Consider the following 22333-nt stretch of genomic DNA (forward strand, 5'->3'; position numbering starts at 1 on the left):
TGATTTGTAAAAAAGCCTGTAATTTGTTTACAGGCTTTTATTTTAATTTTAATTTTTGACCAACAGAAATTGTATTATCTGTTAATCCATTAAGCGCTTTTAGTTCAGACACACTTAATCCAAAACGTCTAGATATAGAGTATAAAGTATCTCCTTTTTTTACTTTATAAGATTTAGATTTTGTAATGGTCTCTTTTGTTTTCTTTTCTCTTTTAGGCTTTTCGTATTTAAAGTTTTTCTTCTTTACATCATCAAACTCATATAACTTATAATCTTCTATAATTTTTATTAATTTATTTGGGTATTTTTTATCAGTGGCATACCCTGCTTTTCTTAACCCTTTTGCCCATTTTCTGTAATCTTTGGTACCATAAGAAAATAGAAATGCATAACGTCTTCTCTGTGTTAAAAATTTAGAATGGTCATCAAATGAAGTTTCTACATATTTGTATTTTCTAAAACATTCACCTTTTTCATCATCATCATGATAAACACGTTGACCTTGCCAACCTGTATGACACTTTATCCCAAAATGATTGTTAGATTTCAAAGCCAATTCGCTTCTACCTCTACCAGATTCTAAAATACCCTGAGCTAAAGTTATACTAGCAGGAATTTTATTTTCATGCATTTCATGAACTGCTAAGGGTGCATATTTTCTAATATAAGCGAGTGTATATTTATTTAATTTTGGGTTTTTTCTTTTAAGTTTCTTGGTAATTTCTACCTCATCTACAGAAGGTAATTTTACAGGTTTTTTTTCAACTGAAACAACCTCTGTATTTTTCTTTTTATTTGTTGCATTTTTAGAAGAACCACAAGAAAAAAGTAGTGCTGTACAAAAAAGAGTGATAATTATTTTAAACTTCATTAATAGACAATAATTTCTTTATTTTTCTTTTTTAATTTTTGGTTAAAACCCTCAATTCCTTGAATGCCTCCTGTATGAATTGCTAGAATTTTACTCCCTTTTTTAAATTGATTTTTCTTAATCATATCTAAAATACCAAACATCATTTTACCTGTATAAATTGGATCTAACAAAACACCAGTATCTTTATTAAAATCATTAATAAAACGAATTAACTCATCTGTATATTTTGCATAGCCGCCAAAATGATAGTTAGTTTGTAAACTCCAATTTGATTTTGAGGTATGTTTTTTGATGTCATCAAACAAAAAATCTCCTTTTAAAGCAGGAAAACCTATTACTTTTTGGTGTTTAGATGATGCATTAATTACCCCCGAAATTGTACCACCAGTTCCAACTGCACAACAAATATAATCGAATTTTGCATCACTAACCGTTAAAATTTCTTCACATCCTTTTATAGCTAAATCATTGGTTCCTCCTTCAGGAATTAAATAAAAATCACCATATTTTTCTATTAAAGTATGTATAAAACTATCTTCTAATTTGTTTCTATAAAGCTCTCTTGAAACAAATTCAAATTGCATATTATGTTCATAAGAATTTTTAAGAGTAGTGTTTTTTGATAAGGTATTAGATACATCTAACCCTAATTCCTCACCTCTAATAACACCTATAGTTTTAAAGTCTGTTAAATAACCAGCAACAGCTGTTGCTACAATATGATTTGAAAATGCACCTCCAAAAGTTAGCAGTGTATTTTTATTTGTTTTATTAGCTTCTTGAATATTATATTTTAATTTACGAAACTTATTGCCAGAAACGAAAGGATGAATTTCATCTTCTCTTTTAATATATAATTCAATACCTTTTTCATCCAAAAAAGAAAGTTGAATTTTTTGATTTTTTGAAATAAATTGTTTTGTAAAAAAGGTTTCCGTAAACTTTAATTTTGAATGAATAACAAAAATAAACCATAATTTTTAACAGTAAAGCTATTTGGCTTTTATTTAGAAATTTACGACCTTAGTACACTTATTGTCATGTGCCTATTTTGAAAAACTTACTTTTCTTTTTTTGTTTTTTTTACACTATTTCATTTATTGGGCAAATTACATATATAGAAAATTTTAATGATAAAGGTATACCTATAAATATACCAAATGGCAGTTACTGGAAATACTTTAATGATATTCATCCATATCAAAATACTTGGGAAAAATTTATTCCAGGAGATGGCTTTGCTTATATAAAAGTTGATGCTGACATACATAATGACACAGATACAACATACCCTTATCAAACCATGGTTTTTGGTGGAGCCACAGAAAATCATAGAATTGAAGTTAGAATGAGAGGAGCAGTTGTTGATGGTGGTTTGGTTGGTTTTTTGTTTACCTACTCAGAAAATAGTTTGGGGACAAATTTTAATGAAGTAGATATAGAAGTTGTTGCAAATGATAGAGATGTAGATGTGCATGAAACTTTACCCCCAAATGGATGGACAGATGCTCGTTTTAATAGTTGGAGAAATGCAAGTACAACTACTTTTTTACCAATTACAGGTTCTGCAAAACCAGTTGTAAATGATAAAGGAGAAAAAATATCTTTAATAGATAATGAATTTCATACCTATACAATTGATTGGAGAACAGATCAAGTTGATTTTTATATTGATGGTGTTTTACAAGATTCCTTTAATACTAATATTGCTGCTGGTTGGGGTGAAGTTATTATTGGCTTCAGAAATTTACCTTGGGCTAAAGATTTTAATTGGACAGGTGAACATTACCTAGTTGTAGATTACTTTAAAGTGCAATATTTAAATAGCTTATCTATTAAAGATAATTCTATTTCTAAAATAAAAGATGTAGCTGTCTACCCAAACCCTGCTCAAAATGAATTAAACATTACTAGTAAAGATTTTTATAATATTAATAAAATTGAAATTTTTAATTCACTTGGTAAACGACTGATTTCCTTTTCTGATTATCAGAATAAAATTGATATTTCTAATCTCTCAGCTGGTCTTTATTTAGTAAATACTTATTTTATTGATGGAAGTATCATTACTAAAAAACTGATGAAAAAATAATTGATGAATAAGCTTTTTATCATTCTTTCTGTTTTATTTTTCTCATTTTCTTGTACTACTAAAAACAATGAAAAATTTAATTTAAAAGAAGGAGACATTTTATTTCAAGATAGCGATTGTGGACCTTTTTGTGAGTCTATAGAAAAAGTAACTTTTGGTTATAAAGGATCTAAATTTTCTCATGTAGGAATGGTTATTTACAATGATAGCAATGAACTCATTGTTATAGAAGCCATCTCAGAAGGGGTCGTAAAAACTTCTTTACACGACTTTCTAAATCGTTCTTTTGATACTAAAAATAATCCAAAAGTTGTGGTTGGTAGATTGAAAGAACAACATCAAAACTTACTAAAAAAAGCTATAGAGTTTTCTAAAACTAAATTAGGTTTAGCCTATGATGAAGTTTTTGATATTACCAATAATAAATACTACTGCTCTGAATTAATTTATGATTCGTTCAAATTTGCAAATGAAAACAAACCCATTTTTGAATTACAAAAAATGACCTATAAAGATCCAGCAACCAATAAAACATTTCCTATTTGGGATGATTATTTTAAAAAATTAGGTGTAGTCATACCAGAAGGAAAACCTGGTTTAAATCCTGGTGGAATGTCTAAAAGTAATTATTTAGATATTGTTCATTTTTATGGCAAACCAGAAGGATATTTAAATCAAGAATAAAAAACTATCCAAATTGTGAAACTTGTTCTTCAACCTTTTCCCATTCTTCCATTAAAGCATCTACTTTTGCTTTTTTAGCTTTGTATTTTTCAAAGAAATTAGGTCTTGCAGAAACTTCATCATAATTTTTAGCCAATTCTAAATCTAACTTTTCAATTTCGGCCTCTAAATCAGCAATTTCAGTTTCTATTTTAGACAACTTATTATTTAATTTTTTAAGTTCTTTTTCTTCTTCTTTAGTACGTTGGTATGCTTCTTTTTTTGTTGATGATTTTTCTTCTTTTACAACAGTTCTTTTTTCAGCTTCTCGTAAACTTTCCATTTTATGTTGCTCTAAGAAATAGTCGATATCACCTAAATATTCTTTAATTTCTCTGTCTTTAAAACCATATACTGTTGTACATAAACCTTGTAAAAATTCACGATCGTGTGAAACTAAAATTAAAGTACCATTAAAGTTTTTTAAAGCCTCTTTTAACACATTTTTAGAAGCTATATCTAAATGGTTTGTAGGCTCATCCATTATTAACACATTAAAAGGTTGTAATAATAATTTACATAAAGCCAATCTATTTCTTTCACCTCCAGAAAGCACTTTCGCTTTTTTATCTACAGCATCACCACCAAATAAAAAAGAACCTAACATGTCTCTAACACGCATTCTATTATTATCTGTTGCAGCATCTTCCATGATTTCTAATACTGTTTTTTCTGGTGGTAAATATTCAGATTGATTTTGAGCAAAATACCCAACCTCTACATTATGTCCTAACTTTAAATGTCCTTTAAACGGAATTTCACCAACCATCATTTTAGCAAGTGTAGATTTACCTTGACCATTTTGTCCTACAAAAGCAATTTTACTGTTACGTTCTATGAGTAAATCAACGTTTTCTAGCACTTTTTTATCACCATAACTTTTAGCTAAATTTTCTGCTTCAACAATAATTTTACCTGGTTCTTTAGAAATTGCAAAACGCACATTCATTACAGCATTATCATCTTGATCTACTTCTATACGTTCTACTTTTTCGAGCTTTTTAATTAGAGATTGAGCCATAGAAGCTTTACTAGCTTTCGCTCTAAATTTCTCTATTAATTTTTCTGTTTGCTCAATTTCCTTTTGTTGATTCTTTTGAGTCTGTAATTGTTTTTCTTTAATTTCTTCTCGCAATTCTAAAAACTGAGAGTATGGTTTTTTATAATCGTAAATCTGTCCTAAAGAAATTTCTATAGTTCTGTTAGTTACATTATCTAAAAACATTTTATCATGAGAAACTAAAACAATAGCACCTGCATAATTTTTTAAGAAGTTTTCTAACCAAATAATCGATTCAATATCTAAGTGGTTTGTAGGCTCATCTAATAATAGAATATCATTATTCTGTAATAATAATTTTGCCAATTCTATTCGCATTCTCCATCCACCAGAAAAGGTATCAGTTAGCTTATCAAAATCTTCTCTTTGAAAACCTAAACCTTGTAATATTTTCTCTGTATCTCCTTGATAATTATAACCTCCTAGCAGTTCGTAACGTTCTTGCTTATCTGTTAAATTCTGAATTAACTCTGTATAAGAATCACTTTCGTAATCGGTTCTTGTAGTTAATTGATGATTGATATCTTCTAGCTCTACCTCTATTTGTTTAATTTCTTCAAAAGCTTGATAAGCTTCTTCTAAAATGGTTCTTCCTTGCACAAAATCGATATCTTGTCTTAAAAAACCCATTTTTATATCTTTATCAAACGCCATAGTTCCTCCACTACTTTCTATATCTTTAGATAGCACTTTTAGTAAGGTAGATTTTCCTGCTCCGTTTTTACCAATTAAACCAATTCTATCACCTTTATTTAATTTAAAAGTAATACCAGAAAATAAGTCTGATCCCATAAAGGAAACAGATAAGTTATGTACGTTTAACATTTAATTTTGCTAATTTTGTAGTGTGCAAAACTAACTAAAAAAATACAGTTTATCATGTTTAAAAAAGGGACAAAAATCTATAGCATTTTTAACGGAAAATGTCCAAGGTGTCATGAAGGTGATTTCTTTAAACATGGCTTTACATTTAATCCATCAAAAATTACAAAATTGCATGATAACTGCTCTCATTGTAATTTAAAATATATGATTGAACCTTCTTTTTTTTATGGAGCAATGTATATTAATTATGGTATAACAGTGGCTATTTCTGTAGCTGTGTTTGTGATTGCAAAATTAGGTTTTGAATTAGATTTGTTACAATCGTTTTTAATGGTTTTAGCAGCTTTAATAGTTTTAGCACCAATTAACTTAAGACTTGCTAGAATTCTTTGGATTAATATGTTTGTGAATTTTAAGAAAGAAACTGAAATTGAGAAATTGAAAGAGTAAAAATTAAAGTTAATCAAATCTTCTAATATCAATTTCTTTATCTAATTCTTGTTGGTGCTCAATAAAGTTATAGAGTTCTTTAGCAACAGTAGGTGCAATCATTACACCTCTGGTACCTAAACCATTTAGAACAAATAAATTTTTATGTGCACTATGTTTACCAACTAAAGGTCTTCTATCTTTTGTTGTGGGTCTAACACCTGCTGTATGGTCTGTAATTTTATACTGAACAGCAATTACTTTTTTGAGTTTTTCTGTTAATTCTTGCTTTCCTTCTTCTGTAGGTTTAGAGGTTTTATCTGACCAGTTAAAAGTTGCACCTACTTTATAATAATGATTGCCTAAAGGCAATACAAAAACGGTTGATTTAACTTGAAAATTAATCTCTAATTCAGGAGCATAAATGGTGATAGTTTCTCCTTTAACTCCTGTTAATGGTAGATGATTAAAAAATTGATTATGTTTTAAACCAAATCCTTCTGAGAATACTATTTTAGTTGCTTGAATATCTTGATATATCAATTGATTTTCTGTGATTTCAAGCTGGTTATAATAAAATTTTTGAATTCTTAATTTCTGTTCATTTAGTAAAAAATCTCTATAAACTTTGACTAGTTTATTGGTATTAATTCTGCCTGTTTCCTTTACATTTCCAAAACCAAATTCAGAGAAAACTCCTTTGTAATTTGCATGATCTAATTTGTCATCTAAATAATTACCAATATCATGTTTATCTATGGCTGCAAACCAATTATTTTGATCTTCTATAGATTTAAATACTTTTTTAGTGACAAATTTTTCATCAAAAATAGTTTCGAATGTTTGTTCTAATTTTTCATAATGTGGTAATGCAACTTTTAATTGCTCAGTTGCATTCCAAACTGGAGTAAATCTTTTTAAAATAACAGGATTATAAACACCTCCAGCAACTAAAGAAGACGTTTGAGACTCATCTTCAAAAACAATAAAAGATTTATTGTTTGCTAAAAGTTCTTCAGCAAAAGCCAAACCAGCTAAACCTAATCCTACTATGATATAATCTACTTTCACCTTGTAAAAATACTTCTTAAAACTAAAAAACGTTCCAAAATTTGGAACGTTTTTTATCTTATTTTTAAACTGGAATTAATAATTCCACATATCAATTTCTCGATTTCTAATTTCTTCTTTAATCTTATTGGCTTCTAATAATTGGAATAATGAATTACCTCTAACATAATCTGAAATAGCTCTATTACCATAAATATTTTCTTCTCTAACAATTACAGCACTAAATCTTCTAGCATTTAATAAATGATCGTAAGAAATAGGATGTGCAGCATTCATTGGATTAAATACCTTAGACTCATGTAAAACTTCTCTTGCATTAGGAAAGAAAATCCAGAAAAGCTCATAAAGATTTTCGTCTTCTACACCTTCTACACCTAAAGTTTGTACATCTCTACCCATTGGTGCTAATGCTAATAATCTGTATTTCATTTCTCCTTGAAGCTTATCAAAATACCACATCCCTTTTAACATATAACCACCAACATCTTCTGTTTGAATATTAAAAGTATCTGTATAACCATTTTCTTCACGTATGTTAACTAAACGAGTGTCAATTTCGTCTTGTGTTATTTTAGTCGTAAAGAAAGAATCTGTATATGCTTCTTTTATTTTTCCTGATCTAATTCCTTTAATTAATGTATCAAATAAAGATCTTCTATCTGAAGAAATATTAGTAGTATCTATTGGAAAATAATAAGGTAAATTTATTTTTTGATTTAAATCTACAAATTCCCAAACCACTTTAGACCACATGATATCTCTATCATCTACATAACCATAAGGTATTGGTCCATCATTATCTGCACCTATTTGCTGTTGGCTTTTTTTACCAATATCATTTGCAGATTTTGCGTTTAAAATATTTGCTTGCGCATTTACTAAACTAACTGCAAAACAGATACAAATAAGAGTTAAAAATTGTTTCTTCATGATTTTCTAATTTTTCTTAGTTAGTCAATTCTATACTTACAGGTAATACCCTTTTTAGCTTATAACTAGAATTTACAACATTAGCTTGTATGTCATAAATATTAATAATATCTCCTCTTTTAGCCTTTGATAAAGCTCTTTTAGCATTAGCATTTAAAGTAGAACCATTTACAATAATGGTTAATTGACCTGGTACTTTTATTTTAAAACTAGTTACTTGTAATTTTAAATCGAATTCAAAATCTGGTAAACCTGCAGCTATAGGTGCATTAGATAAACCTGACTTTGGCATTCTTACAATACCATATTGATTTCTAACAGAACCTTGTGCAGCTGGTACATCTTTAATTCTAAACGTTGCTTTAGAATTTACAGTTTTACCACTACTTAGTTTTGCACTTACATTAATAGTAGCAACATTACCAGAACCAGGTCTAATCATATAACTACTTCCATTTTTAGTTAATTTTCCACCAGTTGCTGTAACGTCTAAATTATTTGAACCCACACCTGGTAAAGAAACTGATATTGGATTACTTAACCCTCTATACACCACATTCATTCTATCTGCAGAAACTACAGCACCACTTGGTTCTGCAATTACAGAATATTCACTTTCAAAAGGAATAACCTCTGGTTTTCCATCTTGCATAAAGGTAATTTCTCCTTTAATAGATTTTTTACCAACATTTCCTGCAGACATATTTAACAAAACTTGCCCATTTTCTACATTGTCAGTAATATCTCTACCATTTAGCGTAACTTTAGTAGGTACTAAATTAGAATCGTATCTACCTAATACTACTTGTCCAGTAACATTTTCTCCTGCAAAATATGCAGTTTTATTTAATGAAACTATACCTTTATAGTTATTGGTTGTTAACTTACTATCTGCTTCTAATTGACCTCCTAAAAGTTCTGTTAACATCTCGCTTTCAGTATTTTTAATGCTAGCCTGCATCTGAGTAATACTTGTTAAAGATGCAATTAAAGGGAACCCTTTATAACGTGAATCTAACCAATCTAATTTTTTAGTTTCACTTATTTTTTTATTAATAACACTATCTGTACTAAAACGAAATGCAACTCTTTCATTAAGCGCTTTATAATCTGAGCCTAAAGTAGAAATAACTGTATTTCTATAATTATTAATATTATCTACAAACTCTTGACCTTCTTTAGTCTTGTTATCTCCTTGAAAAAAGTATGATTCTAAAAAGTCTGTTTTATCCATAGTTTCATAGTCAGTTTTATCTTCTATGCTAGCTTGCATAGTATCTTTTAACTGTTCTAGATATTTATAGAAATTATTTGACAAAGACTTTACTTTCTTTGCTTTTTCATTTAAAGGGGCAAACTTTTCTGGCTGATCTTGAGCTTTTTGTGATAACCCTTCATAACTAATGCTGTTTTTCCTTTCAGTAGCATCAGTATTAACTTTCATTTCTTCCTTAATAAAACCAAAAGCAGATAATACTTCTTTACTCATATTCATTGCTAACATTGCAATAAATACAAGATACATTAAGTTAATCATCTTTTGTCTTGCGGACATTTTTCCTCCTGCCATTCTTAATTAGTTTTTAAGTTATACGTTTTATTTAACTAATTATTTGCTAGACATTGCAGAAAGCATACCACCATAAACTCCGTTTAAAGAAGATAAGTTTTTTGCTAAAGACTCCATTTGTTCTTTTAATCTTTCTGTATTTTCTACAACAGCAGAGTTAATTTCTGCTTGCTTACTAGAATTTTCTACTTGTACTTTATATAAACTATTTAAAGTCTCCATTTGAGCTGCTGCCATAGACACTTGCTCATTATATCTATTTGTTGATGCCACAGATTCTGATGCAGATGATAAACCTTCTGCTGCACTTTGAAAGTTTTTCATACTATTTCCTAAACTTTCCATTAATGACGAATCTATTTTAGCCTCTTGTAATAAGTTATCTAATTTTTGAGATAATAATCCGTCAGCACCTAATTTTTCTTCACTTTCAAAACTATCTGAACCTAATTCTGGGTATACTTTTGTCCAATCTAAATCTTCTTCTATTGGCTCAAATGCAGAATAAACAAAAACTAATGCTTCTACTACTAAACCTATTGTTAACATTAATCCTCCTGTTAAAGGACCAAAAGAAATATGTTGAATTTTAAAAAGAGCTCCAATAATTACAATTGCTGCTCCTAATCCATAGACCATATTTGTAATTCTCTTAATTGATTTTGACTGTGCCATGTTTAATTTAAATTTGGGTATTAATTTTATTTGTTTGTTGTACCTATATAATTTTGAACGGTTCTAAAACCAATATAGCTTCTAGCTGTATCAGCATATTCATAATCTCTAGAAGCTACTTCTAAATAATAAGCAACATCTTTCCAAGAACCTCCTCTAATTATTTTTCTTTTATTTTTTCTATCCTCTACATTTGGATTCATAGTAGAAGCCATATAGTAAGAAGATAAATTGTAAGCTGTGTTTGTCCATTCAGAAACGTTACCAGCCATATTATACAAACCATAATCGTTTGCGTTGTAAGATTTTGCTTCCATTGTATATAAAGCTCCATCTACAGCATAATTACCTCTAACTGGTTTAAAGTTAGCTAAGAAACAACCTCTATCACTTGTTGTGCTTCCAGATCCCCAAGGATATGTTGCAAATTCTAAACCACCTCTAGCTGCATATTCCCATTCTGCTTCTGTTGGTAATCTAAAATCAGGAACTAAAGCTGCATTTTTTCTGCTTTTTTGGTAAGCATTTTTCTTTTTTGTTCTCCAATTACAAAATGCATTTGCTTGACCCCAAGTAACACCAACTACAGGATAATCTCCATAAGATTGGTGATTAAAATAATCTTGGTGCATTGGGTCATTATAAGAATAGTTAAAATCTTTAACCCAAACTGTAGTATCTGGATAAATATTTAAAACTTCTGTTTGTACAAAATCTTTACGATCTCCTCCTTGTCTAGCTGCTGCATCTCTATCAAACCAAGAATATCTGTATTTTAAAAACTTTGTATTAAAAGTTCTTACACCATCTACTGCATCTTCTTTGCTTATGTATAAGCTATCCATAACTTCTACATAATCTGCATCTGGATATTCTTCTGTATTCCAAATTAAATCTGCCTCCCAATTTAATGGCTGTATGGTATCAAAACTGTAGTAGTTTTCATACATGTATTTTTGGTAAGGAGATAAATCTGTAGTATCTGCATTTTTAAATGCGTACTGCTGAATACCATTTCTTGAATTATTATTACCTGTTGGATCTGTATTACCAAGGGCTGCAAACTCAGCTTGATAAGCTAATTTTGTTCTAGTCACAGAATCTCTAACCCAAAAAACGAACTCTTTATATTCGTTGTTTGTGATTTCTGTTTCATCCATATAATAAGGACGTACAGTAACTGTTTTGGTTGGGGTATTTAAAGTACCTAATACATCTTGATCTTGTTTACCCATGGTAAATGATCCTCCTGGAATCAAAGCCATACCATAAGGTTTTTCTGAAAACCATTTTTTCTTAGTTTTTACACCTACTAATTCTCCTCTATCATTAGAACCACAACTGTAAAAAACGGCGATTAAAAGTGCAAGTACTGCTGCTTTTTTCATATTTCTATTTATGTCTTTACTAAAAAGTTCGTAAACCTATTATAATTTTTGCTAAAATACAATCTTGTTATTGTTTTTAACGTACAATATTTATTAAATAATTCTATTACACTAATTTTTTCATTGCCTTAAACCATTTATCAGGGATTTTCTGCTCTGTTGCTTCAATGTAATCTTTATATGTACATGGTATTAACGCATGTCTTTTGTATTTATTATCTGATAAAATATTTATCTCCATCCACCATCTACCAGTTTTATGGCTTTTATAAAAAACCATAGGATCATCATCTTCTACTAAAACTGTAAATTTTTGATAATTTTCTTTACCAGAAAATGGATAATCTTTTGCTCTTAAACTCACACCTTCAATAAAATACCAAATCATCTGAGCAATTAAATTTGCAGTTTGATGATTGTTATCTAATCTAGAATTGTATTCATATATTCCAAAAGAAGATACTTTATCACTTAAGCCAGCATATCTTGTAATTGCACAAATTTCTTCTCCATAAAATCCATTTGCAGAGGCATTATTGTTAGCAGGAGCATCACTTTGCCTAACAGCACCAATATCTATAGAAACAATATCTGCATTTCTAAAAGCTGGTTCTATATTTTCTAATTCTTTTGCTTTACCTAATCTATAAGTATCAAAAAATAATTCTTCTAAAAGTTTAATTTCTCCTTGTGAATTAAAGTAAGTTTGGTAACCAACATTGCAGTAGTTAAATAAATTATTAGGCTCTTGCATAATAATTTTACTTAAATAAGATTGAGAAGTTAAATCGTCTTCTAAATTACCTAAATCAAAACGACTATCAACTGCAGTTATGTTTACAGTTTGTTCTAATTTATCGTAAGCTCTATAGTTTACGTAAGTAATATCTTGACCACCACCAATAATAACAGGAATAATCTCTCTTTCTAATAATGCAGTAATAATCTCTGAAACAGCAAAATAGGTGTCTGCTACTTTTTCTCCTCTTTTTACATTACCTAAATCAGCAATTTCTAAATCCCAAGTACCAGGAAATAGTTGGTATAACTTTTTTCTAATATTTACTAAGTTATCTCCACAACCAAAATTATTCTCAGAGTTTCTATCTTCTTGAACTCCAAAAATAGCAATTTTTACACCTTTTAATTTTGGAAAACCTTCTTGTGCTGAATGTATTCTAATAACTTTACCCAAACAAAATGGAGACTGTAGCACCAAATGCGCTATAGCAACTTCATCTATGGGGGTTAGAAAGTCGTGATTCATTAAATTATATTAATAAGTACGCTAATATATTAAACTTTATTTTTTTTTGGTAGTTTTTCTTTTAGTAGTTTTCTTTTTTGGTGCTTTTGCTTCAATCATTTTTACAGCTTCTTCTTTTGAAAGCTTTTCTATTGCTGTAGTTTTTGGTAATTCAATTTTAATTTTACCTTTTAAAACATTAAATCTGCCCCATCTTGCTTTTTCTACTCTAATACCTACGTCTTCCCAATTATGAATAACTTTATCTATCTCTTTTTGCTTTTTTTCTTCAATTAAAGAAACAATATCATCATGAGATAAATTATCGAAATCATACTTTTTATTTACGTTAATAAACATACCATTCCACTTTATAAAAGGCCCAAAACGCCCAACACCTTTTTGTACAGGTAAATCTTCATAATGTGCAATAGGCGCGTCTGCTTTTCTTTTAGCTTCTATTAACTCTTTAGCTCTGTTTAAATCTACTTCAAAAGGATCTTCGCCTTTATCTAGTGAAACAAACATTTTATCAAATTTTACATACGGACCAAATCTTCCATTCGCTACAACTACTTCTTTATCTTCGTATGTTCCTACTTTTTTAGGCAATAAAAACAATTCTAAAGCTTCCTCTAAAGTGATTGTACCTAAGTTTTGATCTGGATTTAAACTAGCAAATTCCTTCTCTTCATCTTCAGGAGCCCCTATTTGAGCAATAGGTCCAAATTTACCCAAACGTACTAAAACCGTTTTTCCACTCTTTGGATGTTCCCCAAGAATTCTTTCTCCACTTTCTCTATCAGCATTTTCTTTTACATCTTCTACATTATCATGAAACTTTTGGTAAAAACCTTTAATCATTTCTGTCCAATTTTCATCTCCTTCAGAAATGTCATCAAAAGAATTTTCTACTTTGGCTGTAAATCCGAAATCTAGAATATTAGAAAAATTAGCTACTAAAAAGTCGTTTACAATATTTCCAATATCTGTTGGTACTAATTTGTTTTTATTAGAACCTGTTTTTTCGGTTAAGGTTTGTGTTTTTACATCGCCATTTGAAAGAATTAACTGTTCGTAATTTCTTTCTACACCTTCATTTTGTCCTTTTTCTATATAGCCTCTTCTTTGTACAGTAGAAATTGTAGGTGCATATGTAGAAGGACGACCAATACCTAATTCTTCTAATTGTTTTACTAAAGATGCTTCTGTAAAACGATAAGGTGGACTTGTGAAACGTTGTGTTGCGTTAATGAAATTGTAGGTTAAACCATCATTTACTTTTAAATTAGGTAACATTCCTGCTTGTTCCTCTTCATCATCATCTTTACCTTCTAAATATACCTTTAGAAAACCATCGAATTTTATCATTTCTCCATTAGCAGTAAAGACTTTATCATTTTCAGAATTTTCAATCTTTACATTTGTTCTTTCTAATTGAGCATCGCTCATTTGTGAAGCTAATGTTCTTTTCCAAATCAAATCATATAATCTATTCTGATCATATTCAGTAGAAATAGAATGCATTTTCATATTAGTAGGTCTAATAGCTTCGTGAGCTTCTTGAGCTCCTTTTGCTTTAGACTTAAATGTTCTTTGCTTACTATAAGCTTTACCATATGAAGCAATAATTTCTTCTTCGGCTTCGTTTCTAGCATCTACAGATAAATTAACACTATCTGTTCTCATATAAGTAATTAAACCAGCCTCATACAATCGTTGTGCAACTTGCATTGTTTTTCCTACAGGAAAACCTAATTTTCTAGATGCCTCTTGTTGTAAAGTTGAAGTTGTAAATGGTGCTGCTGGTGATTTTTTCGCAGGCTTTTTTGTTAAATCTGCGATTGTAAAATCTGCGTCTGAACAAGAATTTAAAAATGCCTCAGCAGCTTTTTTAGAATTAAAATTCTTTGGTATAGTTGCTTTAAACGTTTTTCCTTCTTCTGTTGCAAACTCAGCCAATACTTTATAATGAGATTCTGCTTTAAATTCTTGTATACTTCTTTCACGCTCTACAATTAAACGTACAGCAACAGATTGAACTCTACCTGCAGACAATCCTCCTTTTACTTTACGCCATAAGACTGGTGAAAGCTCATAACCTACAAGTCTATCTAAAACTCTACGTGCTTGTTGGGCATTTACCATATTATAGTCTATATCTCTTGGATTTTCGACTGCTTTTAAAATGGCTTTCTTAGTAATTTCATGAAAAACAATACGTTTTGTGTTTTCATCTTTTAAGTCTAATTGCTCTTTTAAATGCCATGCAATTGCCTCTCCTTCTCTATCTTCATCACTTGCTAACCAAACAGTATCTGCTTTTTTTGCTAAGGTTTTTAATTTTTTAACAACGGGTTTTTTGTCGTCTGAAATTATATATTTTGGAGTAAAATCACCATCTACATCAATCCCTAATTCTTTAGAGGGTAGGTCTGCAATATGACCATAACTTGATTCTACTTGAAAATCTTTTCCAAGAAATTTTTCTATGGTTTTTGCTTTTGCAGGTGACTCAACTATAACTAAATTCTTTGCCATTTATCTTCTTTTATCTCTGAAAATCGCCCAAAATAAGGGAATTTTTCGACTGCAAAAGTAGTTAGTTTTTTGTTAAAAAAAATTTTTTCATCATTTTTCAATAAATAATTAACAGAATTACAACAATATATTTTCTGCCAATTTGTCATAAAAATATAATTTTGGTTGTATCTTTGCCCACCTTTATATCATATTTAGACAGATGGAAAACGTTGAAAAAGTAATTGATGAAAAAATACAAGGTAAAGCACTTGTAACTGAAAATAAAAAAGAAAATTCAAAGAAATTATTCATTGAGAGTTATGGCTGTCAAATGAATATGAATGATAGTGAAATAGTTGCTGCAATTTTAGATAAAGAAGGCTATAATACAACTCAAATTTTAGAAGAAGCAGATTTAGTTCTAGTAAATACTTGTTCTATTCGTGAAAAAGCAGAAACCACAGTTCGTAATCGTTTAAAAAAATACAATGCTGTAAAAAAGGTAAACAAAAACATGAAGGTTGGTGTTTTGGGTTGTATGGCTGAACGATTAAAAGAAAAGTTTTTAGAAGAAGAGAAAATTGTTGATTTAGTTGTAGGACCAGATGCATATAAAGATTTACCTAATTTATTAGAAGAAGTTTATGAGGGTAGAGATGCTGTAAATGTAATTTTATCTAAAGACGAAACGTATGGTGATGTAGCTCCTGTTCGTTTAAACTCAAATGGAGTTTCAGCTTTTGTTTCTATTACAAGAGGTTGTGATAACATGTGTACTTTTTGTGTAGTCCCTTTTACTCGTGGACGAGAACGAAGCAGAGATCCAAAGAGTATTTTGGAGGAAATTAGACAAATGGTTGATAAAAACTTTAAAGAGATTACACTTCTTGGTCAAAACGTAGATAGCTATTTATGGTATGGAGGAGGATTGAAAAAAGATTTTAAAAAGGCTTCTGAAATTGCGCAAGCTACTGCTGTAGATTTCGCTCAACTATTAGATATGTGTGCCACAGAGTTTCCTAAAACTCGTTTTCGTTTTTCTACATCTAATCCTCAAGACATGAGTTTAGATGTAATTTATACTATGGCTAAACATAAAAATATTTGTAAATACATTCATTTACCTGTACAAAGTGGAAGTAATAAAATGCTAAAAGCGATGAACAGACAACATACTCGTGAAGAGTATATGGAGTTGGTTGATAATATTTTTAAAATCATACCAGAAATGGCATTAAGTCAAGATATGATTGTTGGTTTTTGTGGAGAAACTGAAGAAGACCATAAAGACACCTTAGATTTAATGGAGTATGTAAAATATGATTTCGGTTTTATGTTTGCATATTCAGAAAGACCAGGAACTTTAGCTGGTAAAAAAATGGATGATGATGTGCCACAAGCCATTAAAAAAAGACGTTTACAAGAAGTTATAGCTTTACAACAAAAACATAGTTTATATAGAACTCAACAACATTTAGGAAAAATTGAAGAAGTTTTAATTGAAGGAACTTCTAAGAAAAACCCTAATGAATGGAAAGGAAGAAATACGCAAAATACTGTCATTGTTTTTCCAAAAGAACATTATAAATTAGGAGATTTTGTAAATGTAAAAGTAGAAGATTGTACCTCAGCAACCTTAAAAGGAACAGCTGTTGGTTATTCTGATAATAATTGATTACAGAAAAAAGAAAATAGAGACTAGAAAAAAGAACAATCTTTCTTCTCTATTCTTTTTTCTCTATTCTAGAGAAGAAAAAAAATGGAAAGTATACAAGCCATAAAACAACGATTTGGAATTATTGGAAACGATGTTCAATTAAATCGTGCTATAGAAAAAGCAATGCGTGTTGCACCTACAGATATTTCTGTTTTAGTAACAGGAGAAAGTGGTGTGGGTAAAGAAAACATTCCAAAAATAATTCATTCTTTATCACATAGAAAACATGCAAAATACATTGCAGTAAACTGTGGAGCCATTCCTGAAGGAACAATAGATAGTGAACTTTTTGGTCATGAAAAAGGCGCATTTACTGGGGCTACACAAGACAGAAAAGGATACTTTGAGGTTGCTGATGGTGGTACTATATTTTTAGATGAAGTTGGTGAACTCCCATTAACCACACAAGTGCGTTTATTACGTGTTTTAGAAAATGGTGAGTTTATAAAAGTAGGTTCTTCTAAAGTACAAAAAACCAATGTTAGAATAGTTGCAGCTACAAATGTAAATATGCGTTCTGCCATCGAAAAAGAAAAATTTAGAGAAGATTTATACTATAGATTAAGTACTGTAGAAATTCATTTACCTCCTTTAAGAGAACGAAATGAAGACATTCATCTATTATTTAGAAAATTCGCATCAGATTTTGCTCAAAAATACAGAATGCCTTCTGTTAGATTAGATGAAGCCGCAGTAAATATTTTATTAAACTATCGTTTTCCTGGTAATATTAGACAATTAAAAAACTTAGCTGAACAAATCTCTGTTATTGAAGAAAATAGAAATATTACCGCTCAAAAACTACAACAATATTTACCTGATAATTCAGGAAATTTACCTGCAATTGTTGGTGGTAAAAAAGAAAATGACTTTTCTACAGAACGAGATATCATGTATAAAATACTATTTGATATGCGAAATGACATCAATGATTTAAAGAAATTGACTTTAGATTTGATGAAAAACGGAAATATTGAAGATGTACAAGAAGAAAATCATCAGCTTTTAGAAAAAATATATGGTCATCAAAAATTAAGAGAAAATGATATAGAGGTATTAAATATTCCTCAAAATTCATCAGCTGAAAAAGAATATGATTTTATTGAAACCATAGAAGAAGACGAATCTTTATCTTTACAAGACAAAGAAATAGAAATGATTAAAAAATCTTTAGAAAAAAACAACAATAAACGTAAATTGGCTGCTAAAGAATTGGGGATTTCTGAAAGAACCTTATATAGAAAAATAAAACAATACGATTTATAGTATGAAAGCTGTAGAGATTTTTAGAATCAGAAGATCTTTTGGACCAAATAGTTCAGAAAAAATTAGAGGTGAAGCAGAAGATTTAATTAATGAAAAACATTACAAAGGCTATCGTTTAATTTCTGTTTCTTTTACTGTAGAAGGCAGTTATTTCTATGCATTTATTACAATGAAAAAACCTAACACTTATTAATATGGGTTTAAAAAAAATAGGATTATTAATTATTACTGTTCTAACTTTAATTGGTTGTGGAGCTTATTCTTTTACAGGCACAAATACTACTGCAGAAACCATACAGATAGATTTCTTCCCAAATAATGCTCCTTTAGTAGAACCACAATTAACACAGCGTTTTACAAATGATTTACAAGATTTATTTGTTAGACAAACCAATTTAAATTTAGTACCATCTAATGGAGAATTGTATTTAAGTGGAGAAATAACAGGGTATAGAATAACTCCTATGAGTGGTACTTCTAACCAAACTGCAGCTCAAAACAGACTTACAGTTACTGTAAATGTGCGTTTTGTAAATAAAGAAAATGAAAAAGATGATTTTGAAAAAACATTCTCTTTTTATTCAGACTTTGCAGCTAATGCACAATTAACAGGAGGCGTTTTAGAAACGGCTTTAGATGAAATTATAGAGAGAATAACACAAGATATTTTTAACGCTTCTGTTGCCAAATGGTAATTTTGAATTTATAAGAAATTTGGAAAAGAACACATTCATAGAAATTTTAAATAACAAAAAAGAAGTAGATCATAAATCTACTTTAGATTTAAAAACTGTTATTGATAAATATCCATATTTTCAAGCAGCTAGAGCTTTATATTTAAAAGGATTAAAAAATCAAGATAGTTTTAAATATAATAAAGAGTTAAAAAATACAGCAGCTTACACAACAGACAGAACTATACTTTTTGAATACATAACTTCAAATGATTTTTCTAAAAAAGAAATTATAAAAGAACCAGACTCAATTCAGCCTAATATTGAAGAAAAACCAATTTCAAAAATAATTAAAGCTGAAGAAAAGCAAGCTAAAACTGAAGTTCAAGAAACTAAAGAAACGCTTTCTATTGGCAAACCTATTCAATTTAGTGCCTCAGAAAATTTCTCTTTTAACCAGTGGTTACAATTATCAGTAAAAAAACCAATAATTAGAGAAGTAAAAAAAGAGAAATTAATAGACAAGAAGCAAGAAATTATAAATCAATTCATAGAAAATAACCCGAAAATAGAGCCCGTTTCTAAAGATAAAGTAATCCCTATATCTATACCAGAAACAAAACAAGATAATGCTTTAATGACAGAAACTTTAGCTAAAGTTTATTTAGAGCAAAAAAAGTATGAAAACGCCATTCAAGCATACAGAATTTTAAGTTTGAAATATCCAGAAAAAAGTGGTTTCTTTGCAGACCAAATTAAAAGAATAGAAATTTTACAAAAACATAAATCATGAGTTATACAGCATTTTTAATCTTAATTTTAATTGTGGCAGTTGCCTTAATTTTAATTGTTATGGTTCAAAATCCTAAAGGAGGAGGATTATCTTCTTCTTTTGGTGGTGGAGGAGCACAATCTTTAGGAGGCGTGCAAAACACAAATAATTTTTTAGACAGAACAACTTGGACTCTTGCTATTGCAATGTTTGCGCTTATTTTATTAGCTAATTTTGCTATCCCTAGAGAAGGTGATAACAATGTAAACTTAGATAATACATTAGAAGGTGTAGAAACAACAGCACCTGTGCAAAACACATTACCTGCAACAAAAGATACTGTTCAATAAGACTGATAAAACTTAGAAAAAATGCCAACGAAAATGACACGTTGGCATTTTTTTTTGCTTAAAAATTACGAGTAAAAATCAATCAAAAGAAAAATTGTCAGTTTTAAACCAATGGCACAATTTCTGACTAATTAAAGACTGATAAAATAAATTACTAATTAATCAAAATTTATATAAAAATGGGATTAAACATTAAACCTTTAGCAGACAGAGTTCTTGTAGAACCTGCTCCAGCAGAAACTAAAACTGCTTCTGGAATTATTATACCAGATAACGCAAAAGAAAAACCTCAAAAAGGTACTGTTGTAGCTGTAGGAAATGGAAAAAAAGATGAACCTTTAACTGTAAAAGTGGGTGATACTGTTTTATACAGCAAATATGGAGGTACTGATTTAAAATTAGAAGGTAAAGATTATTTAATGATGCGCGAAAGCGACATTTTAGCAATTGTTTAATTGATAAAAATATAGAAAAATGGCAAAAGATATAAAATTTGATATAGAAGCTAGAGATGGTTTAAAACGTGGAGTTGACGCTCTAGCAAATGCAGTAAAAGTAACTTTAGGACCAAAAGGAAGAAATGTAATTATTTCTAAATCTTTTGGAGCTCCAACAGTAACTAAAGATGGTGTTTCTGTTGCAAAAGAAGTAGAATTAGAAAACGAGCTTGAAAACATGGGAGCTCAAATGGTAAAAGAAGTAGCTTCTAAAACTAATGATTTAGCTGGTGATGGAACTACAACAGCTACAGTTTTAGCACAAGCAATTGTTAAAGAAGGATTAAAAAACGTTGCTGCAGGTGCAAATCCTATGGATTTAAAACGAGGTATAGATAAAGCTGTTGAAGCTATTGTTTCTGATTTAGAAAAACAAACTCAAAAAGTGGGTAACTCTTCTGATAAAATTCAGCAAGTAGCTTCTATTTCTGCTAATAATGATGCTGTTATTGGAGATTTAATTGCTACTGCTTTCGATAAAGTTGGTAAAGAAGGTGTTATTACTGTAGAAGAAGCAAAAGGTACAGATACTTATGTAGATGTTGTAGAAGGTATGCAATTTGATAGAGGATATTTATCTCCTTACTTTGTAACTGATGCAGATAAGATGATTGCAGATTTAGAAAATCCGTACATATTATTATTTGATAAGAAGATTTCTAACTTACAAGAGATACTTCCAATTTTAGAGCCAGTTGCACAATCTAGCAGACCTTTATTAATAATTGCAGAAGATGTAGATGGACAAGCACTAGCTACATTAGTAGTAAACAAATTAAGAGGTGGTTTAAAGATTGCTGCTGTAAAAGCTCCTGGTTTTGGAGACAGAAGAAAAGCAATGTTAGAAGACATCGCAATTTTAACTGGTGGTACAGTAATTTCTGAAGAAAGAGGATTCTCTTTAGAAAATGCAACTTTAGATTTATTAGGTACTGCAGAAACAGTAACTATAGATAAAGATAACACTACTATAGTAAATGGTTCTGGAGATGCAGAAGCAATTAAAGCTAGAGTAAACCAAATTAAAGCTCAAATAGAAACAACTACTTCTGATTACGATAAAGAAAAACTGCAAGAGCGTTTAGCAAAATTAGCTGGTGGAGTTGCTGTATTATATGTTGGTGCTGCTTCTGAAGTAGAAATGAAAGAAAAGAAAGATAGAGTTGACGATGCTTTACATGCAACAAGAGCTGCTGTAGAAGAAGGCATAGTTGCTGGTGGTGGAGTTGCTTTAGTGAGAGCTAAAAAAGTATTAGAGAAATTAGCAACAGAAAATTTAGACGAAACTACTGGTGTACAAATCGTAAACAAAGCTATTGAAGCACCTTTAAGAACCATTGTAGAAAATGCTGGTGGAGAAGGTTCTGTGGTAATCAATAAAGTTTTAGAAGGTAAAAAGGACTTTGGTTACGATGCTAAATCTGACGAATACGTTAATATGTTAGATGCAGGGATTATAGATCCTAAAAAAGTAACTAGAGTTGCCTTAGAAAATGCAGCTTCTGTTGCTGGTATGATTTTAACTACAGAATGCGCTTTAATAGACATTAAAGAAGATGCTCCTGCTGGTGGTGGAATGCCTCCAATGGGTGGTGGAATGCCAGGTATGATGTAAAATTTATGAATAAGTTTTACTTATAGCATTATAAGT

21 protein-coding genes are annotated in these 22333 nt (G+C 29.8%); 11 read left to right on the plus strand and 10 right to left on the minus strand.

The genetic code is table 11. From position 1 onward, the window contains the following. Positions 1-37: 37 nt before the first annotated feature. Together ACFOWD_RS01385 and ACFOWD_RS01390 are read right to left on the minus strand one after the other, a co-directional pair. Entirely contained in the window at positions 38-871 is an 834-nt protein-coding gene (locus tag ACFOWD_RS01385) for a glucosaminidase domain-containing protein (protein WP_377407495.1), read from the minus strand. Then, positions 871-1785: a 1-aminocyclopropane-1-carboxylate deaminase/D-cysteine desulfhydrase gene (locus tag ACFOWD_RS01390; RefSeq protein WP_377409590.1), complete on the minus strand. Its 915-nt coding sequence runs from the start codon at positions 1783-1785 to the stop codon at positions 871-873. Before ACFOWD_RS01390 ends, ACFOWD_RS01385 begins: the two co-directional genes overlap by 1 nt. 140 nt (positions 1786-1925) lie before the next feature. On the opposite strand from ACFOWD_RS01390, the gene ACFOWD_RS01395 reads away from it, so the two are divergent. Both ACFOWD_RS01395 and ACFOWD_RS01400 read left to right on the plus strand, forming a co-directional pair. Beyond that, positions 1926-2966, plus strand: coding sequence for a T9SS type A sorting domain-containing protein (locus ACFOWD_RS01395; RefSeq protein WP_377407497.1), 1041 nt, complete (start codon positions 1926-1928; stop codon positions 2964-2966). Between the two features lie 3 nt (positions 2967-2969). Further along, a complete protein-coding gene (locus ACFOWD_RS01400; protein ID WP_377407499.1) occupies positions 2970-3650 on the plus strand; it encodes a YiiX/YebB-like N1pC/P60 family cysteine hydrolase in 681 nt (226 codons plus the stop codon). A 4-nt stretch (positions 3651-3654) separates the two neighbouring features. Here ACFOWD_RS01400 and abc-f read toward each other — a convergent pair whose 3' ends face one another. After that, a complete protein-coding gene (gene abc-f, locus ACFOWD_RS01405; protein ID WP_377407501.1) occupies positions 3655-5574 on the minus strand; it encodes a ribosomal protection-like ABC-F family protein in 1920 nt (639 codons plus the stop codon). A 54-nt stretch (positions 5575-5628) separates the two neighbouring features. On the opposite strand from abc-f, the gene ACFOWD_RS01410 reads away from it, so the two are divergent. Beyond that, positions 5629-6024, plus strand: coding sequence for a DUF983 domain-containing protein (locus tag ACFOWD_RS01410; RefSeq protein ID WP_377407503.1), 396 nt, complete (start codon positions 5629-5631; stop codon positions 6022-6024). Positions 6025-6033: 9 nt separating this feature from the next. On the opposite strand, the gene ACFOWD_RS01415 is transcribed toward ACFOWD_RS01410, so the two are convergent. The 7 genes from ACFOWD_RS01415 to topA form a co-directional block, all read right to left on the minus strand. Then, positions 6034-7074: an NAD(P)/FAD-dependent oxidoreductase gene (locus ACFOWD_RS01415; RefSeq protein ID WP_377407505.1), complete on the minus strand. Its 1041-nt coding sequence runs from the start codon at positions 7072-7074 to the stop codon at positions 6034-6036. A gap of 75 nt (positions 7075-7149) precedes the next feature. Next, entirely contained in the window at positions 7150-8004 is an 855-nt protein-coding gene (gene porN / locus ACFOWD_RS01420; RefSeq protein WP_377407507.1) for a type IX secretion system ring subunit PorN/GldN, read from the minus strand. Between the two features lie 16 nt (positions 8005-8020). After that, positions 8021-9574: a type IX secretion system motor protein PorM/GldM gene (gene porM, locus ACFOWD_RS01425; protein ID WP_377407509.1), complete on the minus strand. Its 1554-nt coding sequence runs from the start codon at positions 9572-9574 to the stop codon at positions 8021-8023. 39 nt (positions 9575-9613) lie between these two features. Further along, positions 9614-10249: a type IX secretion system motor protein PorL/GldL gene (gene porL, locus ACFOWD_RS01430; protein ID WP_298989311.1), complete on the minus strand. Its 636-nt coding sequence runs from the start codon at positions 10247-10249 to the stop codon at positions 9614-9616. Between the two features lie 26 nt (positions 10250-10275). Beyond that, a complete protein-coding gene (gene porK, locus ACFOWD_RS01435) occupies positions 10276-11637 on the minus strand; it encodes a T9SS ring complex lipoprotein PorK/GldK (RefSeq protein WP_377407511.1) in 1362 nt (453 codons plus the stop codon). A gap of 106 nt (positions 11638-11743) precedes the next feature. Then, positions 11744-12904 (minus strand): formimidoylglutamase, encoded by a 1161-nt coding sequence (locus ACFOWD_RS01440; protein WP_298989316.1) that lies wholly within the window; start codon positions 12902-12904, stop codon positions 11744-11746. Positions 12905-12940: 36 nt separating this feature from the next. After that, on the minus strand, positions 12941-15424 hold the full coding sequence (gene topA, locus ACFOWD_RS01445) for a type I DNA topoisomerase (protein WP_377407513.1): 2484 nt from the start codon (positions 15422-15424) through the stop codon (positions 12941-12943). Between the two features lie 202 nt (positions 15425-15626). On the opposite strand from topA, the gene miaB reads away from it, so the two are divergent. From miaB to groL, 8 genes are all read left to right on the plus strand, one after another. Further along, positions 15627-17081, plus strand: coding sequence for a tRNA (N6-isopentenyl adenosine(37)-C2)-methylthiotransferase MiaB (gene miaB / locus ACFOWD_RS01450; protein ID WP_377407515.1), 1455 nt, complete (start codon positions 15627-15629; stop codon positions 17079-17081). An 84-nt stretch (positions 17082-17165) separates the two neighbouring features. Continuing rightward, positions 17166-18389, plus strand: coding sequence for a sigma-54 interaction domain-containing protein (locus ACFOWD_RS01455; protein WP_377407517.1), 1224 nt, complete (start codon positions 17166-17168; stop codon positions 18387-18389). 1 nt (position 18390) lies between these two features. Beyond that, complete coding sequence (locus tag ACFOWD_RS01460; protein WP_298989327.1) at positions 18391-18582, plus strand: hypothetical protein; 192 nt, start codon at positions 18391-18393, stop codon at positions 18580-18582. Between the two features lies 1 nt (position 18583). Beyond that, complete coding sequence (locus ACFOWD_RS01465; protein ID WP_377407519.1) at positions 18584-19084, plus strand: LptE family protein; 501 nt, start codon at positions 18584-18586, stop codon at positions 19082-19084. A gap of 19 nt (positions 19085-19103) precedes the next feature. Next, on the plus strand, positions 19104-19856 hold the full coding sequence (locus tag ACFOWD_RS01470; RefSeq protein WP_377407521.1) for a hypothetical protein: 753 nt from the start codon (positions 19104-19106) through the stop codon (positions 19854-19856). Then, positions 19853-20185: a preprotein translocase subunit SecG gene (gene secG, locus ACFOWD_RS01475; RefSeq protein ID WP_298989333.1), complete on the plus strand. Its 333-nt coding sequence runs from the start codon at positions 19853-19855 to the stop codon at positions 20183-20185. Before ACFOWD_RS01470 ends, secG begins: the two co-directional genes overlap by 4 nt. Positions 20186-20364: 179 nt before the next feature. Then, positions 20365-20640 carry a co-chaperone GroES gene (locus ACFOWD_RS01480; protein WP_298989336.1) on the plus strand — a complete coding sequence of 92 codons (276 nt, stop codon included), beginning with the start codon at positions 20365-20367 and terminating at the stop codon, positions 20638-20640. A 19-nt stretch (positions 20641-20659) separates the two neighbouring features. After that, positions 20660-22297 carry a chaperonin GroEL gene (gene groL / locus ACFOWD_RS01485; protein WP_298989339.1) on the plus strand — a complete coding sequence of 546 codons (1638 nt, stop codon included), beginning with the start codon at positions 20660-20662 and terminating at the stop codon, positions 22295-22297. Positions 22298-22333 lie beyond the last annotated feature (36 nt).

The sequence above is a fragment of the Polaribacter marinivivus genome, assembly GCF_042651285.1.
Lineage (GTDB): Bacteria > Bacteroidota > Bacteroidia > Flavobacteriales > Flavobacteriaceae > Polaribacter > Polaribacter marinivivus.

Excerpts from the sequence above, each read along its gene's own strand:
- ACFOWD_RS01385 (WP_377407495.1), bottom strand. The coding sequence starts at position 871 with ATGAAGTTTAAAATAATTATCACTCTTTTTTGTACAGCACTACTTTTT.
- ACFOWD_RS01400 (WP_377407499.1), top strand. The coding sequence starts at position 2,970 with ATGAATAAGCTTTTTATCATTCTTTCTGTTTTATTTTTCTCATTTTCT.
- abc-f (WP_377407501.1), bottom strand. The coding sequence starts at position 5,574 with ATGTTAAACGTACATAACTTATCTGTTTCCTTTATGGGATCAGACTTA.
- ACFOWD_RS01410 (WP_377407503.1), top strand. The coding sequence starts at position 5,629 with ATGTTTAAAAAAGGGACAAAAATCTATAGCATTTTTAACGGAAAATGT.
- porN (WP_377407507.1), bottom strand. The coding sequence starts at position 8,004 with ATGAAGAAACAATTTTTAACTCTTATTTGTATCTGTTTTGCAGTTAGT.
- porM (WP_377407509.1), bottom strand. The coding sequence starts at position 9,574 with ATGGCAGGAGGAAAAATGTCCGCAAGACAAAAGATGATTAACTTAATG.
- porL (WP_298989311.1), bottom strand. The coding sequence starts at position 10,249 with ATGGCACAGTCAAAATCAATTAAGAGAATTACAAATATGGTCTATGGA.
- porK (WP_377407511.1), bottom strand. The coding sequence starts at position 11,637 with ATGAAAAAAGCAGCAGTACTTGCACTTTTAATCGCCGTTTTTTACAGT.
- ACFOWD_RS01440 (WP_298989316.1), bottom strand. The coding sequence starts at position 12,904 with ATGAATCACGACTTTCTAACCCCCATAGATGAAGTTGCTATAGCGCAT.
- topA (WP_377407513.1), bottom strand. The coding sequence starts at position 15,424 with ATGGCAAAGAATTTAGTTATAGTTGAGTCACCTGCAAAAGCAAAAACC.
- miaB (WP_377407515.1), top strand. The coding sequence starts at position 15,627 with ATGGAAAACGTTGAAAAAGTAATTGATGAAAAAATACAAGGTAAAGCA.
- ACFOWD_RS01455 (WP_377407517.1), top strand. The coding sequence starts at position 17,166 with ATGGAAAGTATACAAGCCATAAAACAACGATTTGGAATTATTGGAAAC.
- ACFOWD_RS01460 (WP_298989327.1), top strand. The coding sequence starts at position 18,391 with ATGAAAGCTGTAGAGATTTTTAGAATCAGAAGATCTTTTGGACCAAAT.
- ACFOWD_RS01465 (WP_377407519.1), top strand. The coding sequence starts at position 18,584 with ATGGGTTTAAAAAAAATAGGATTATTAATTATTACTGTTCTAACTTTA.
- secG (WP_298989333.1), top strand. The coding sequence starts at position 19,853 with ATGAGTTATACAGCATTTTTAATCTTAATTTTAATTGTGGCAGTTGCC.
- ACFOWD_RS01480 (WP_298989336.1), top strand. The coding sequence starts at position 20,365 with ATGGGATTAAACATTAAACCTTTAGCAGACAGAGTTCTTGTAGAACCT.
- groL (WP_298989339.1), top strand. The coding sequence starts at position 20,660 with ATGGCAAAAGATATAAAATTTGATATAGAAGCTAGAGATGGTTTAAAA.